The organism is Dysgonomonas sp. 511 (assembly GCF_010501105.1).
Lineage (GTDB): Bacteria > Bacteroidota > Bacteroidia > Bacteroidales > Dysgonomonadaceae > Dysgonomonas.
On the sequence record NZ_QVMQ01000025.1, the window covers coordinates 1 to 15,359 of the forward strand.

12 protein-coding genes, 2 tRNA genes and 1 riboswitch are annotated in these 15,359 nt (G+C 43.0%); of the genes, 6 read left to right on the forward strand and 8 right to left on the reverse strand.

Going from position 1 to position 15,359, the window contains the following annotated elements; genetic code table 11:
- Window positions 1–154: 154 nt before the first annotated feature.
- The 5 genes from D0T57_RS11655 to D0T57_RS11675 form a co-directional block, all read right to left on the reverse strand.
- A tRNA-Ala gene (locus D0T57_RS11655) sits at window positions 155–228 on the reverse strand.
- 290 nt (window positions 229–518) lie between these two features.
- Window positions 519–1,460 carry a hydrogen peroxide-inducible genes activator gene (locus tag D0T57_RS11660; protein WP_163273670.1) on the reverse strand — a complete coding sequence of 314 codons (942 nt, stop codon included), beginning with the start codon at window positions 1,458–1,460 and terminating at the stop codon, window positions 519–521.
- 221 nt (window positions 1,461–1,681) lie between these two features.
- On the reverse strand, window positions 1,682–2,350 hold the full coding sequence (locus D0T57_RS11665; RefSeq protein ID WP_163273671.1) for a YggS family pyridoxal phosphate-dependent enzyme: 669 nt from the start codon (window positions 2,348–2,350) through the stop codon (window positions 1,682–1,684).
- Between the two features lie 30 nt (window positions 2,351–2,380).
- Window positions 2,381–2,836 carry a DUF4494 domain-containing protein gene (locus D0T57_RS11670; RefSeq protein WP_163273672.1) on the reverse strand — a complete coding sequence of 152 codons (456 nt, stop codon included), beginning with the start codon at window positions 2,834–2,836 and terminating at the stop codon, window positions 2,381–2,383.
- Between the two features lie 294 nt (window positions 2,837–3,130).
- Complete coding sequence (locus D0T57_RS11675) at window positions 3,131–5,353, reverse strand: TonB-dependent receptor (RefSeq protein ID WP_163273673.1); 2,223 nt, start codon at window positions 5,351–5,353, stop codon at window positions 3,131–3,133.
- A gap of 77 nt (window positions 5,354–5,430) precedes the next feature.
- A riboswitch (TPP riboswitch) is annotated at window positions 5,431–5,527 on the reverse strand.
- A gap of 99 nt (window positions 5,528–5,626) precedes the next feature.
- Between D0T57_RS11675 and D0T57_RS11680 the strand changes: the two genes are divergently transcribed.
- The 5 genes from D0T57_RS11680 to D0T57_RS11700 all read left to right on the forward strand — a co-directional run bounded on the left by D0T57_RS11680 (window position 5,627) and on the right by D0T57_RS11700 (window position 11,535).
- The gene (locus D0T57_RS11680) at window positions 5,627–7,279 is read left to right on the forward strand and encodes a hypothetical protein (protein WP_163273674.1); all 1,653 of its coding nucleotides are present in this window, start codon (window positions 5,627–5,629) and stop codon (window positions 7,277–7,279) included.
- A gap of 338 nt (window positions 7,280–7,617) precedes the next feature.
- Window positions 7,618–8,316 (forward strand): succinate dehydrogenase cytochrome b subunit, encoded by a 699-nt coding sequence (locus D0T57_RS11685; RefSeq protein ID WP_163273675.1) that lies wholly within the window; start codon window positions 7,618–7,620, stop codon window positions 8,314–8,316.
- A 44-nt stretch (window positions 8,317–8,360) separates the two neighbouring features.
- On the forward strand, window positions 8,361–10,334 hold the full coding sequence (locus D0T57_RS11690; protein WP_163273676.1) for a fumarate reductase/succinate dehydrogenase flavoprotein subunit: 1,974 nt from the start codon (window positions 8,361–8,363) through the stop codon (window positions 10,332–10,334).
- A 47-nt stretch (window positions 10,335–10,381) separates the two neighbouring features.
- A complete protein-coding gene (locus tag D0T57_RS11695) occupies window positions 10,382–10,735 on the forward strand; it encodes a four helix bundle protein (RefSeq protein WP_163273677.1) in 354 nt (117 codons plus the stop codon).
- 44 nt (window positions 10,736–10,779) lie between these two features.
- On the forward strand, window positions 10,780–11,535 hold the full coding sequence (locus D0T57_RS11700) for a succinate dehydrogenase/fumarate reductase iron-sulfur subunit (protein WP_163273678.1): 756 nt from the start codon (window positions 10,780–10,782) through the stop codon (window positions 11,533–11,535).
- A 116-nt stretch (window positions 11,536–11,651) separates the two neighbouring features.
- Here D0T57_RS11700 and gcvT read toward each other — a convergent pair whose 3' ends face one another.
- Window positions 11,652–12,746, reverse strand: coding sequence for a glycine cleavage system aminomethyltransferase GcvT (gcvT, locus tag D0T57_RS11705; RefSeq protein ID WP_163273679.1), 1,095 nt, complete (start codon window positions 12,744–12,746; stop codon window positions 11,652–11,654).
- 21 nt (window positions 12,747–12,767) lie between these two features.
- Window positions 12,768–13,982: a peptidase T gene (pepT, locus tag D0T57_RS11710; RefSeq protein WP_163273680.1), complete on the reverse strand. Its 1,215-nt coding sequence runs from the start codon at window positions 13,980–13,982 to the stop codon at window positions 12,768–12,770.
- Window positions 13,983–14,256: 274 nt separating this feature from the next.
- On the opposite strand from pepT, the gene D0T57_RS11715 reads away from it, so the two are divergent.
- Window positions 14,257–14,330, forward strand: a tRNA-Thr gene (locus tag D0T57_RS11715).
- An 89-nt stretch (window positions 14,331–14,419) separates the two neighbouring features.
- Here the strand turns inward: D0T57_RS11715 and D0T57_RS11720 are convergent.
- Window positions 14,420–15,359 (reverse strand): transposase (locus tag D0T57_RS11720; RefSeq protein WP_163273681.1); only part of this gene is annotated, 940 nt, incomplete at its 5' end.

A 15,359-nucleotide genomic window follows, 5' to 3' on the forward strand; every position in this document is an offset into this window, starting at 1 on the left:
GGTTACTTCAAAATAAGTCAATATGCCTTCGGGTAATAATAGTTCGTAGCCTGTTTCCATAAAACAAAACTACTCCCTTTTTTCTAGCTCCACAACTTTTCGGGGTGAGCCATAATAATCCCCACATTTTCCAATGCGGAGATTTTATTTCCTGTGGAGCATATCGGACTCGAACCGATCACCTCAACACTGCCAGCGTTGCGCTCTAGCCAGATGAGCTAATGCCCCGTAACGTTCGGCAAAGATAATCAAATATCTAAATAAAATCGCAAAAAATCGCAAAAAAAAAAATCATCATTCATTCTCTCTAAACCTCTGTAGATCCCTGCCCTTGCAACCCGTTGTTCCGATGGGTCGAACTTGTTTTTGAACGAAGTATTCCATTCCAAAGTCACAGGGCGTACTTTTTTCTTCCACTGAAGCACTTTCCGACCCATATATCAAAGAACAGACAGCCATCTATCAAAAGGGGGATTTATTTTACCCTAGTCTCAAAACAAGACATAGAACCAATCACATCAAATATCTACCACAAATTTTTTCAATCCAGTATCGGTCAATTCTTTCGGTACCGATTTCTTTATTTCCGAAATCAGTATATCTATCACTCTTTCGCGGAGAAATTCGCGGCGGGTAATCAGGCTGATTTCGCGCACTGGGTTCATGCCTTTTAGCGGACGCACGTTGCGGCGTTGTTTTTCGCTGAGTTCGTCTATCGCCATTTCGGGAATGATGGTCATACCGCTGTTGTTGTCTACAATATTTATCAGAGTATTGATGCTTCCCGCCTCATACGAAAACAGGGTGTGCGAACTCTTGCGCTTGCGCATATTGCACAGCCTGAGTATCTGTCCGCGGAAGCAGTGTACTTCTTCGAGCAACCACAGGCGGTTGATATTTATATCGTCTTCTTCCAGCTCTTTCTTGGCATATAAAGAAGTTTCTTTTGGCGAAACATAAGCATAAAACCGTTCGTAATAGACCGGATGCTCGGTTATCTTATCATTCTTGAGCGGAGTGGCAAGAATCGCGCCGTCAAGGGCTCCACTAAGCAACTTTTCTATAATTTGCCCTGTTGTAGTCTCTTCTATCGCCAAAACGATGTCGAAACCGTTTTCGTCGTGCATCTTCATCAGTTTAGGCAACAGGTAGGGGGCGATGGTGGGAATGATACCCAGTTTGAAAACACCCTGTACAATGCCTTTTTCTTCCTGTATGATGTCTTTCACCTGCTTCACCTGCGAAATGATCACACGTGCCTGGTTGATTATTTTCACCCCTATTTCGGTTGGTTGTACTGGCAGTTGGCTACGGTCGAAAATCTTCACACCCAGCTCATCTTCCAATTTCTGTATCATCATACTCAGCGTGGGCTGAGTGACAAACGAAGCCTCGGCTGCCTTGGCAAAGTGGCGGTGGTTGTCTACGGCTATTATGTATTCCAACTGTTGTATATTCATATCCTGCAGTATTTTTTTTAGAGTCTGTTTAAATTTTATAGTAAATCTTTTTTATAGCTGTTTTTAGATGGATTTTACGTGTTTTGCTCGCTGGTTTAGCGGGCTAAACTGAGAGTAAAATATGGAAAATACGCTAAAAAGAGCATAAAAAAGTTGCTAAGAACTATACTAAAGAACCTATAAGAAATATTTTCGCTAAAATTTAATCAGGCTCTTAGTTGTTAATATTCGCGCTCGCCAAAAATAGACGAGCCTACCCTTATCATAGTAGAGCCTTCTTCGATAGCGATTTTATAATCGCCCGACATTCCCATCGAAAGTTCGGAGAAGTTGTCATACTCCGAAAAGAACCCGGATTTCACTTCGTCGAAAAACTGTTTCAGGCTCCTGAACTCTTTCCTTATCTGGTCTTCGTCTTCGGTGTAGGTTGCCATTCCCATCAATCCGCCGATATAGGCAAATTTACAATCTTTCCATAAGCCTTCGGCTAAGAATTTTCGGCATTCGTCGAAAGTTAAGCCGTATTTTGCATCTTCGGCTGCAATATGTATTTCGAGCAGGCAACAAACGGGCTTATTGATAGCCGAGGCCTGTTTTTCTATTTCCGCCAGCAGCTTCCAACTGTCTATGCTATGTATGGTGTGCGTGTATGGCAGAATAAATTTAACCTTATTGGTCTGCAAATGCCCTATAAAATGCCATTCGATGTCGCCGGGCAATTCCGTATGCTTTTTGTCTATTTCCTGCATACGGCTTTCGCCAAAGATACGCTGCCCTGCATCATACGCCTGTTGTACAACCCCGGCAGGGTGGAACTTAGATACGGCTACCAGCTTTACCCCTTCGGGAATAGTATCAGTTATTTGCTGTATGTTGTCTGCGACATTCACTTCCTTCTATATAAATATAAATAACAGTGATTATTCTATTATGATTTTCTTTTTGGCATCTTCCGAATAAGGGAAAACGTCCATAATAGGAGATTCCGAAAGCGAAGCCACCACATAATCGGCGAGTGTACCTTCCATCCCTTTTTCTATAACTTTCATCGCCTGCTTGATGTCGGCAGCCTGAGCCAGCATTTGCACGGCTGTCCGCTTCTCTGTACCACTTTTTTCATCAAGGGTTACGAACATCACTTTTGCTTTGAAGAAGCGGTCGCCCAGATCGTTGAAAAACAATTCAGAAAGTTTGGCACGTTTGATGTCCGCTATTGTAAATTCACCTGATATATAAGGCTTTATTTCTTCGATGATACGCGCTTCTGCTTCTGTGAAAGAAAGTGCGTCGACAAGGTAGGGTTCGGTTACTTTTTTCTGCATTCCGTTTTCCATCAGCTTTTCGTAGCTCACCTTGCATTCAAACCAATTGTGCATATGTGTTTCTTTTTAATTATCAATAATTTAAATACTTAACGCTCTATTGGTTCAATCTATGGTTTAATTTAAGGGATTGCTTGACCTTATTACAACTTATAGATAAAACCTATACAAAGATAAAATAAACTTAGGATAAACAATTAAACTTAGGCAATTTGTTAGTAACTGTTGTGTTATAACAGACTGCAATATACAATATGTCCTTTGCCGCAAAATATGTTATACAGCAAAGGACACATTATATTATATACTATTACGCTTAGCCGGATTAGGCTACAAATGCTTGTTTACTCAAAACCGGTACCTGATTCGCCCCATCAGATTAGCGCCAGCCTGCGGATAAAGCCCTTTTTCTACATAGGGCGTACCATCTTCGAAGCGGGCGGTATATACCCATGCATTCGAACTGTATTTCTTGCCGAATATATTGTTTATAAACAGTTGGAAGTCGAATTTCCCTACTTTCTTTGCATCGAGTGTGTACGAGGCTGCCATATCGGTTATCCAGTAAGACGGCAGGCGGTTGTCGGGATTCGATGTATTGTCGTAATACATACGCCCGATATACTTATTGATAAATGAGAGGCTAAAATCTTCGCCTTCAATCGGTTTAAATGCAAGGGAAAAGCTAGCGACACCCGAAGGTGAGAATGAGATATCCGTAGATTTGTAATATTTAGAATCCTGCCCTGTCAGGTTCCAGTCTACATCGTTGTCGAATACATCGAAATAAGCTGTATAGTTCTTAATCTTGTTGCGGCTCAAGGTCAGTGTTCCGTCCATGCGTAACCAATAGGTGGGTGTATAAGCCAGCGCAAACTCCATTCCCATGCGGTAACTGTCGGGAACGTTTTCCTGTAATTTATAACCCAAATCATTCAATTTTCCTGTTTGCACCAACTGATCTTTATAGTCCATGTAATACAAGTTGGTGCTGAATGCCACTATACTGTTTGTGTATTTATATCCCAGTTCGTAATCGTAGAGCCGTTCGGAAGTTATCGAGCGTGCTGCGCCGGGCTTGCCTGTTTCTTTGAGGTCAGCGCGCAACGGTTCGCGGTTCGATATGCCAAACGAAGCATAGACTTCATTGTGCCGGGCAAAACGGAACGATGCTCCCCCCTTCGGGTTTATAAAGTTATAATAGTTATTGCTGCTGAGATCTGCCATATCATCATCCAGCCCCGCCATGCGGTAGTCGATATAACGTTCCTGTACTTCGGCGAAGAGCGAGAGGGCATCCAACGGACGATATTCTGCTTTCAGGTAAGCATTTATATCTTTCTTGTCGGCTGTATTGCGGTTCCATTGATAGCCTTGGGGAATATTTTCATTATGTTTCACCCACAAGATGCGCCCATAGTGCGAACCGTCGTAATAGCTATACATCGCACCTGCTGTAAGCCCCAGGCGGGAGGTCTTGTATTCTACATTCGCCCCGCCTACATAGAAATTATTTTTCATCATTTTGCGGAGTGTAAGGTCAGATGTATCGTAGGCCTTGCCGCCTACTGTTTGATCGGGCAGTCCGAAGCTGCTGAAAAATTGCTCGTATGCAGGCAGGTAATTTTCGTAGTAGCCATAACCGTGGTTATAGCTCAGATTGGCGTTCAGCGTCAGATGAGTAGTAAGGTAACGGGTATAGATAAGTTGTCCGATATTTGAGTAATAATTATCCGTCTCATTGTCATAATATCTGGTATTTCCCTCGTCGTCGATGTACTCGCCGGCAGGATTATAGCGGCGGTTTTTCTCTATCATATCGGGCGAAACACCTTCCCATGTAATGCCTGTATGCTGTATGCCGTTCATATAAATGAGGCGTATTAACTGCTTGTCGCTATAGTGCGAAAGGGCGGCATAGATGTTTTTATGGTCTACTTTTCCGTTGCGGATATAACCGTCGCTTTTGATGTGGGAAAAACGGGCATCGAGCGACAATCCGTTCTTGAAAATTCCCGTACCCACAGCCGCCGACAACATACGGGTATTATAATGCCCATAGGAAACCGACAGGTCGCCGTGAGGCTTTGCCCGTCCACCCAACGTTTGCATGGAAATACTCGCACCAAACGAGGCTGTGCCGTTGGTAGATGTGCCTACTCCGCGCTGCACCTGCATGCTTTGCAACGAGTTCGATAGGTCGGGCAGGTTTACCCAATACACCTCCTGACTTTCGGGATTGTTCATCGGCATGCCGTTGAGCGTGATATTGATACGGTTGGCATCCGTTCCCCTGATGCGGAACGAGGTATTGCCAACCGCTGTACCCCCTTCGGAATAAGCGACTACCGATGGTAGTGTTTGCAAGATAAACGGGATATTGCGAGCTGCATTTTCCTGCTTTATCTCCTTCTCGTTCAGGTTGGAATAGGCAATAGGTGCGTCTGCGCTTGCGCGTGTAGCCGAAACGACTACTTCTTCGAGCCTGACAACGCGTGTACTGTCTGCTTTTTGTTGTGCATAAACAGAAGTAAAGGATAAAATAAAGAATAAGATTAAAACCTTTTTCATTTAATATAAATGTTAAGTTAAACAAAAAAGGGGTCTTGTGAAGATAATTTCCCGAAAAGTGGATAATGTGCTGCGCGCCGGCACGTTCCGCTATTCCCTCCGCCGGCATTACCCGGATCAGGTTTTATGGGTATGATCTCAGCCCGTTATATTAAGGCACCCCTGTGATTCGGCTGCAAAGATAAGGATATAAGTGAGAAATGAAAAACGAACAGGACAAACCCTTGAAAAATAATATTACTTTTGCAGTGCAGTTTTCAATTTAAACAACCTATGCACTTTACAACCTATCATATTGTTTTCCTGTTAGCAGGCGCTTTTGTCTTGCTTTTTTATTATACACAATTAAAGGGCATCCGGCAAATCACCGCATCAAAAGAGCGAAAGTTGCTTTATGGTGCATTGGCTGCAATGCTGGTAGGCATACTTGCGCGCACGGCATTTCCCGGCTATCCTTTTGGGGTGAATATGGATGAGGCGATAAATGCCTATGATGCATGGTGTTTTGCCAATTTTGGTACAGATCAATATCTTGAAGCCTATCCTGTGTACCTGAAATCGTGGGGTACAGGCCAAACAGCTTTGTATGCATATCTTTCTGTCCCTTTTATCAAACTGTTTGGATTGTCGACCATCGCTCACCGCCTGCCGATGATGTTGATTAGTTGTTTTTCTGTATTATTCTTTTATTATACCCTTGTGCGAATCAAGGTTTCAGCACTATCTGTATTCACTATTATAACACTCGTTGCCTTTAGCCCGTGGCATATAATGAAAAGTCGTTGGGCATTAGACTGCAATATCGCTCCCGACCTGTTCCTTATTGGTATATGCTGTATCCTGTTAGGATATCACGCTTTATCGCGGGGCAAACGGTTGCTTCTCTTTTTGGTGGGGTTTATCAGCTTCGCTCTTACTGCCTATGGGTATGGAGTCGCATGGTTGATGCTCCCTTTTGCCTGCACCGGCATAATGATATACCTATACAAACAGCAGAAAATCAGTCTGAAAGAAATCTTAATCTGTACAATAGTGATGGCAATCACCCTACTGCCATTAGCTCTGTTCGGCTATGTCTTATTTTGGGGAGGAGAGGGGTTTCAGTTCGGGCCTTTCCATATCACCCAGTTGCTTAGAGACAGGCATTCGGAAACGACATTTCTCAACAATGATAGCCTTTGCGGCTATCTATATGATAATGCCAGAGCTGCCTTGAAAATGATGACCTTGGGAGTGGATGGGTTGAGATGGAATGCGCTACAGTACTGGGGGCAGTTCTATAATTTGCTGGGGTTGCCATTTATAGTATATTGTTTCTATAGGTATAAAAAAGAAAAGCAGTTAGCAGTCATAGATATCTTGTTTATTATCTGGGCTGTGTCGTGCCTGCCTCTTATGTTGCTGGTTGAGGCTAATGTCAATCACTGGAATATGCTGTGGTTTCCATTGATATATTTTTTTTCCAAAGGATGGGGCTTCGCTACAAAAATATACCCACGCACCCTACTGCCTGCCGTGGTGGGCATATTCCTTCTCATGTGCGGGTTTATATACGACTATTCTAAATACCACCAGCCGGAAAATATCTGGATTTATTGGAATGATATGGGCTTTATGCAACATTATGAAGAACCGATTAACTATATGCTCGAATTGGATGTCGACAACCGGTTTTACTCTACGGCAATAGATTCATTTTCTACCTATGGCGTTATGTTCTACAACCCTATAGACCCACGCACATATGGGCTCGATGCAAAAAATACGACTAAACAGGAACATTTCCGTAAAAAGTATTTTGTAGACTCTATCGCCCCGATGCCCCGCACAGCCTATCTGGTGCCGAACAAGGATCTGGAGCAAATAGGAGATACACTGTTCCATATTCAGCATTTCGAATTGTACAGTGTAGTGTGGTATGAGTAAATATTTTCAACTTTCCTGATAACATCCCCTCTATTATAATATTCTGAATAACACCAACTGGGCGATCATATACAACAGCAACCCATAACAAAATAAAAATTCAAACCTATTATAACAGAAGGGTAGACATAAAGTTTGCCCTTTGCTTTTTCGGGTAGTTAAAAAGAACCTTTTTTCTTCCCTCTTTTCGCCTAAAAGGGGCTGCTTTTCCTTTGAAAATCCTTTTATTTGATATACTTTTGCAGTGCAATAGAAAAATGCAATAATACATGGTTATTATCTATAAATCAGATATCATCAAATTAACTATTCTAAATAACTAAAAACAATTTTGATTTATGAGTTGGTTACTAAATTCTTCTATCGGCAAGAAGTTGATAATGAGTATCTCAGGTATCGCTCTTGTCTTGTTTTTGCTGTTCCACGCAGCAATGAACGTAACGGCCGTATTCTCGGAAGATGCCTACAACACCATCTGTGCGTTGTTGGGGGCTAACTGGTATGCTGTAGCCGGTACGGCAGCGTTGGCTGCACTTGTGGGCATCCACTTCCTCTATGCGCTTATCCTTACTATCCAAAACCGCAAAGCGCGTGGTGGCGACAGTTACGCAATAAGCGTGCGTCCAAGAAATGTGGAATGGGCTTCGCAAAACATGTTTGTACTCGGTGTTATCGTTATCGGTTTCATGGTACTTCACTTCAGCCAGTTCTGGTACAAAATGATGTTTGCCGAACTTATGGGGCATCATCATGTAGAACTCGGCGCGGCTACAGTATCGCCTCAAGACGGAGCCGAGTTTATCAAGTACTATTTCAGCCAAACTTGGGTGGTAGTAGCTTATCTGGTATGGTACGTTGCATTGTGGTTCCACTTGTCTCATGGCTTTTGGAGTGCAATACAAACCATCGGTTGGAACAACCTGATATGGATGAACCGCTGGAAAGTAATCAGCCAGATAGTAGCCACTGTTGTTTGCCTGGCATTTGCATTTGTAACTATCTATTTCTATGCAAGGCATATGATGTGCCCGTTTTAAGCATGGCTGATTAGAATTGTTAAAGATTAAAAGAAAAACAAATTATGAGTACTATACTAGATCCAAAAAAAGATTCGAAAATACCCGAAGGCCCATTGGCTGAAAAGTGGACCAACTACAAGGCTCATCAAAAGCTGGTGAACCCTGCCAACAAACGCCGCCTCGATGTTATCGTGGTAGGTACAGGTCTTGCAGGAGCATCAGCAGCAGCATCTCTCGGCGAGATGGGCTTCAATGTGCTTAACTTCTGTATTCAGGATTCTCCGCGCCGTGCGCACTCCATTGCTGCACAAGGAGGTATCAATGCAGCAAAGAACTATCAAAACGACGGCGACTCGGTTTACCGTCTTTTCTATGATACTATCAAAGGGGGTGACTACCGCGCACGCGAAGCTAATGTACACCGTCTGGCCGAAGTAGCAAACAGCATCATCGACCAATGTGTAGCCCAGGGCGTACCTTTCGCTCGCGAATACGGAGGCTTGCTCGACAACCGTTCGTTTGGTGGAGCGCAAGTATCGCGTACATTCTATGCCAAAGGACAAACAGGGCAGCAACTTTTGCTTGGTGCTTATTCAGCCCTAAGCCGTCAGGTAAATAAAGGAAGCGTAAAGCTTTATACCCGTTATGAAATGCTCGACGTGGTTCTTGTAAAAGATAAGGATGGCGAAGAGCGTGCACGCGGTATCATTGCACGCAACTTGGTTACCGGCGAACTTGAGCGTTTCGCAGCCCACGCAGTAGTTATAGCTACAGGTGGATATGGTAACACATTCTTCCTTTCTACCAACGCTATGGGATCGAACGGTTCGGCAGCGATACAAGCTTACAAAAAAGGAGCTTACTTTGCAAATCCTTGTTTTGCTCAGATTCACCCTACCTGTATTCCTGTTCACGGCGAATTCCAGTCGAAACTGACATTGATGTCGGAATCGCTCCGTAACGACGGACGTATCTGGGTTCCTAAAAAGAAAGAAGACTCGGAAGCTATCCGTGCCGGAAAGCTTAAACCAACTCAAATAGCGGAAGAAGACCGCGACTATTATCTGGAAAGACGCTACCCTGCGTTCGGTAACCTTGTTCCACGCGACGTGGCTTCACGTGCAGCGAAGGAGAGATGCGATGCCGGATTTGGCGTAGGTTCTACAGGATTGGCTGTTTACCTCGACTTTGCCGACGCTATCAACCGTCTGGGCAAGGATGTGGTAGAAGCTAAATACGGAAACCTGTTCCAGATGTATGAAAAAATCGTAGATGAAAATCCATACGAAACACCGATGATGATTTATCCTGCTATCCACTACACAATGGGTGGTATCTGGGTAGACTACGAATTGATGACTTCTATCAAAGGCTTGTTTGCCCTTGGCGAAGCCAACTTCTCGGATCACGGAGCCAACCGTCTTGGAGCATCGGCATTGATGCAAGGATTGGCAGATGGATATTTCGTATTGCCGTACACAATCCAAAACTATTTGTCGGATCAGATTTCAGTGCCACGTTTCAGCACCGACCTTCCTGAATTTGCACAAACAGAAAACGCATTGAAAGAAAAAGTTGCCAAACTAATGAGCATCAAAGGAAACCGTTCTGTTGACTCTATCCACAAGCAACTTGGTCTTATCATGTGGGACTTTGTAGGTATGGCACGTACAAAAGAATCGCTCGAAAAAGCTATCGAAGAACTGAAAGCCGTGAAGAAAGAGTTTTGGTCAAACGTTCGCATACCGGGCGAAGCCAGCGACTTGAACACCGAGCTTGAGAAAGCCCTTCGTTTGGCAGACTTTATCGAAATAGGATTGCTGATGGCTTACGACGGGTTGAACCGTAACGAGTCGTGTGGTGGCCACTTCCGTGAAGAATACCAGACTCCAGAGGGTGAAGCCATGCGCGACGACGAGCATTACTCTTATGTAGCTTGCTGGAAATATGTAGGCGAAGATACTGCTCCCGAATTGATTAAGGAACCTCTTGACTACGAGTTTGTAGTAAGACAACAACGTAATTATAAAGCGTAAAAACAGTTGACGAGTAAACAAGTAGACGAGTAGACAAGTTTTTTAGAATGGGAACACATAAAGATTTAACTGTTTGGCAAAAAAGCATACATCTTGTAAAAATGATATATGTGGAAACGAAGTCTTTTCCCAAAGAAGAGTTATTTGGTTTGATTTCTCAAATGAGGCGTTCGGCAGTTTCTATACCTTCTAATATTGCAGAAGGTTTTGGTAGAGGCTCTAAAAAAGAATGTGAACATTTTGTTTATATTGCTTTAGGTTCGGCATCGGAGTTGGAAACACAATTGATAATAGCTAAAGAGTTAGATTATTTTTCAGGAGATAAGTTCAATACATTAAATATGATTCTTACTGAAATAATTAAGATGTTATCAGCTCTTATTAATTCTATGAAAAAATAACTTGTATCTCGTATCTTGTATCTTGTATCTAAAAACAAACAACAATGGAAAAACTAATAAATATAACATTAAAAGTTTGGCGTCAGAGAGGTCCTAAAGAAAAAGGAGCCTATGAGACATATAAACTCGATGGCATTTCTACCGAAAGCTCATTCCTTGAGATGCTTGATATATTGAATGAAAAACTAATCAACGACGGTAAAGAACCAATAGTATTCGACCACGATTGTCGCGAAGGTATATGTGGTATGTGTAGCCTGTATATCAACGGGCATCCGCACGGACCAGATGAGGATGTAACTACCTGCCAGTTGCATATGCGTAAATTCAAAGATGGCGAAACTATCACTATCGAACCTTGGCGTTCGCACGGATTCCCTGTAATCCGCGACCTGATGGTAGACCGTACGGCTTTCGACAAGATTATGCAAGCCGGAGGATACGTTAGCGTAAATACAGGCGGTATACCTGATGCTAATGCTATTCCTATTCCAAAACCTGACGCTGATGAGGCTATGGATGCAGCATCTTGTATTGGTTGCGGCGCATGTGTGGCTGCATGTAAAAACGGTTCGGCTATGCTCTTCGTTTCGGCTAAAGTGAGCCAATTGGCACTATTGCCACAAGGACGCGTTGAAGCTGCTCGCCGTGCCAAAGCGATGGTTGCCAAGATGGACGAACTGGGCTTTGGTAACTGTACCAATACACAGGCTTGCGAAATGCAATGTCCTAAGAATGTATCTATTGCAAATATTGCCCGTTTGAACCGCGAATTCTTGAAAGCGAAGTTGAAAGACTAAGAAATAGTTTCGGCTATATAGAAAAAGCGATTGGCAGTCTGCCAATCGCTTTTCTGTTATCAGGGATATTCCTGTAATACTCGTAATAGTTAACGTGAGTTCGAACCCTTATCGGATTATAGCCTTCTGAAAGGCGGCTTAACAATTTCTGCTTTCAGGTTCTTGTTGCGTACCTTAATAAATACAGGAGTATTTAAAGCAGCATATTCAGGCTTTATATAGCCTAGTCCGATACCGACTTTAGTTGTCGGAGAAATTGTTCCGGAAGTGACAACTCCTATCTTTTCGTCTTCGGCATTTACAATATCATATCCGTGACGAGGAATGCCTTTTTCCAACATCTGGAATCCGCAAAGCTTTCGTTCGACACCTTCTTTCTTTTGTTTTTCGAGGATGGCGCGTGCTGTAAAATCTTTGCCTTCGGTAAACTTGGTAATCCAACCCAACCCTGCTTCTATAGGAGAAGTTGAATCATTCAGGTCGTTTCCATAAAGGCAGAATCCCATTTCGAGGCGAAGCGTATCTCTGGCTCCCAATCCGATAGGTTTTATATCAAACTCTTTTCCTGCTTCGAACAGGGCGTTCCATATATCTGCTCCATATTGGGGGTAAAAATAGATTTCGAAGCCTCCTGCGCCAGTATATCCGGTGTTGGAGATAATGACATTGTCTAGTCCCGACCCTTCGATATTGCCTATAGCAAATGAATAGTAAGGGATTTGGGTGAGGTCTATTTTTGTCAGCTTTTGCAGTGTAGCTAAAGCTTTTGGCCCTTGTATTGCTAGTTGAGCAATATTGTCGGAAGCATTTTCGAGGTCGGCTCTTTCCTCATTATGTTCAGTAAGCCATTTCCAGTCTTTTTCGATGTTCGACGCGTTTACAACAAGCATATACTTTTCGGGTTCGTAATGATAAACAATAATATCGTCTACTATTCCTCCCTGCTCATTTACAATACATGTGTATTGGGCTTTTCCTATCTCCAGTGTTTCCAGATTATTGCTCAGCATACGTTGGAGGAATGGGAGGGCGCGAGGCCCTTTTGCCCATATTTCGCCCATATGCGACACATCGAATACGCCTACACTATTGCATACAGCCATGTGCTCGTCTATTATACCTGTATATTCTATAGGCATATTGTATCCTGCAAACTCGTGCATCTTTGCACCGAGAGCGATATGAATATCGGTAAATGGTGTTTTTTTCATTGGTAGTATAACTATTTAGGGTTATTTACTGGCTACAAGTTCGGCTATTTTTACAATTACCTCTACGGCTTTTTCCATCGACTGTACAGGTACAAACTCGAAACGTCCGTGAAAGTTATGGCCTCCTGCAAATATATTAGGGCAAGGCAAGCCTTTGAATGAGAGTTGTGCACCGTCTGTACCTCCTCGTATGGGCTTTACGATAGGTGTAACACCCACAGCTTCCATGGCTTCGAAAGCAACGTCTACGATGTGTTTTACAGGCTCTACTTTCTCGCGCATATTGTAGTATTGGTCTTTCATCTCCAATGTGGTAGTGCCGGGGTATAGTTTATTGATATAGTCTACCATTTCCTGCATCATCTTTTTACGGGCTTCGAAGCGTGCGCGGTCATGATCGCGGATAATGAGACCCAAAGTTGCAGCATCTACAGTGCCCGACAGGTTGGTAAGGTGGAAAAATCCTTCGTAACCGGTGGTATGTTCAGGTCTTTCATTAGCCGGCAACATACTTATTAGCTTGTTAGCAACAAGTAGGGCATTCACCATCTTGTCTTTGGCATAGCCCGGATGCACATTCGTTCCCTGTATATTTATCTTTACTCCGGCGGCATTGAAGTTTTCGTATTCCAGTTCGCCAATAGGACCTCCATCCATTGTATAAGCCCATTCACAACCAAATTTCTCGACATCGAAATGGTGCGCTCCAAGTCCTATTTCCTCATCGGGATTGAAGGCTATGCGAATCTTCCCGTGCTTTATTTCCGGATGGTCTTGCAGGTATTTTATAGCTGTGATTATTTCGGCAATACCGGCTTTGTCATCAGCCCCCAATAACGTATTCCCGTCAGTAACAATAAGGTCTTGCCCCTTGTAGTCTTTCATTTCGGGAAACATCTTTGTCGAAAGCGTAAATTCATCGTTTAGAGGAATATCTTTTCCATCATAGTTTTGTACAATACGAGGATTTACATTCTTTCCGGTCATATCGGGGCTGGTATCCAGATGGGATATAAAGCCGATTGTCGGCACAGGCTTGTCTGTATTTGCCGGAAGGGTAGCCATCAGATATGCTTTTTCATCAAGGGTTATATCCACCAACCCCATTTCGCGTAATTCTTTTTCGAGTTCGCGGGCAAATACCATCTGTTGCGGGGTACTAGGGGTTACCCCCGTTTCTCCATTCGATTCCGTGTCAAATTTTACATATTTGAGAAAACGGTCTACTACTGTCATATTCTTCTCTTTTTTTATGTGATTTGTTTATAATATATATATGTTTTATAACGCTTTGATATATAGTTTGTTCGTTTCTACAAGCGACTTTCATGCAAATGTAGTAAAAGCAAATCAAAGGAAAAAATTGATTGTATATTTTGTGGATAAGAAAAATTTATCTACTTTTGTGCCGGGTAAGTCCTATACGGCCAGCTCCTGATTAATCCCCCAGGGTTTGATCGCAGCAAGGGCAGTCGGTCGTAGCGGCGCGATATAGTAAGCTTACCCACTTGCCTCTTTAGCTCAGTTGGCCAGAGCACGTGATTTGTAATCTCGGGGTCGTTGGTTCGAATCCGACAAGAGGCTCGAAAAAAGGTGTGTCAAATGTTTTGGCACACCTTTTTTTGATTGTTTGGCCTTGGGGAAATCCGGGCTCACCCCGGAAAGTTGTGGAGCTAAGCATAAATATTTTTGAGTCTAAACAGGAAGTATGGGATATTGTTTACTCCCCTGAGCACAGACCTAAAGGCTTTAATCTTGGCATTGAATGATTCAGCCGAAGCATTGGTAGCCCTTCTGTCAAAGAAGTTTAATATTGTTTTGTAGTGTGCCTGTACAGAGCGCATTACCGTTCCAAAATGTTCAAAGCCTGACTCCTCAATGGCATTATACCAACGCGCTAAACGGGTGAGGGCTACTTTTTTATCCTTAGTGGTATGATAGATACTTTTTAGTTGTATTGTTAGTTTATAGGCAACTTTTAATGTCGGATAATAGTGAAATAGTATTTCAGCTCTTTGTCTCTGCCGGGGAGTCCATTTGTCTTCATTTTTAAACAATAAATAACGACTGCGTATAAGAAGTTGACGATGTGTCTCCCCATTTTCAAGGATCAATGGCACATACGATTCCTTATTCTCTTTGGCCAGGGCTATCTCTTTATTTTCCTGTTCAATGGCTTTCCAACGAAAAGCTATCCGCATATCTTGCAGAGCATCACAGGCTAACTTTTGAACATGGAAGCGGTCTGTTACCTGCGAGGCTTTTGGAAAACAACGAGTTACTATTACCCCCATATTGGCAGCCATATCCAAAGTGACTTCTTTTACCTTACGCCGTAATCTGTCTTTAATCTTTAGCAAAACTTCTATGACATCTTCAGCTTTTATCCCTCGTATTATGGCGACAATAGAACCTTTCCTGCCTTTTGCTTCTTTGTTGGTTATGATTGTATAGAGTTCATCATCACTCAAAGAAGTCTCATCTATACTTAGGTAAGGGCTTATATTCTCGGGAAACAACAGCCATTTGTCGGCGTGTTCACGCTCCGGCCATTCAAGAAAGCCAGACAAACAGAGACGATACCACTCCTCCAATCTTTGTGCGTTCAAACCA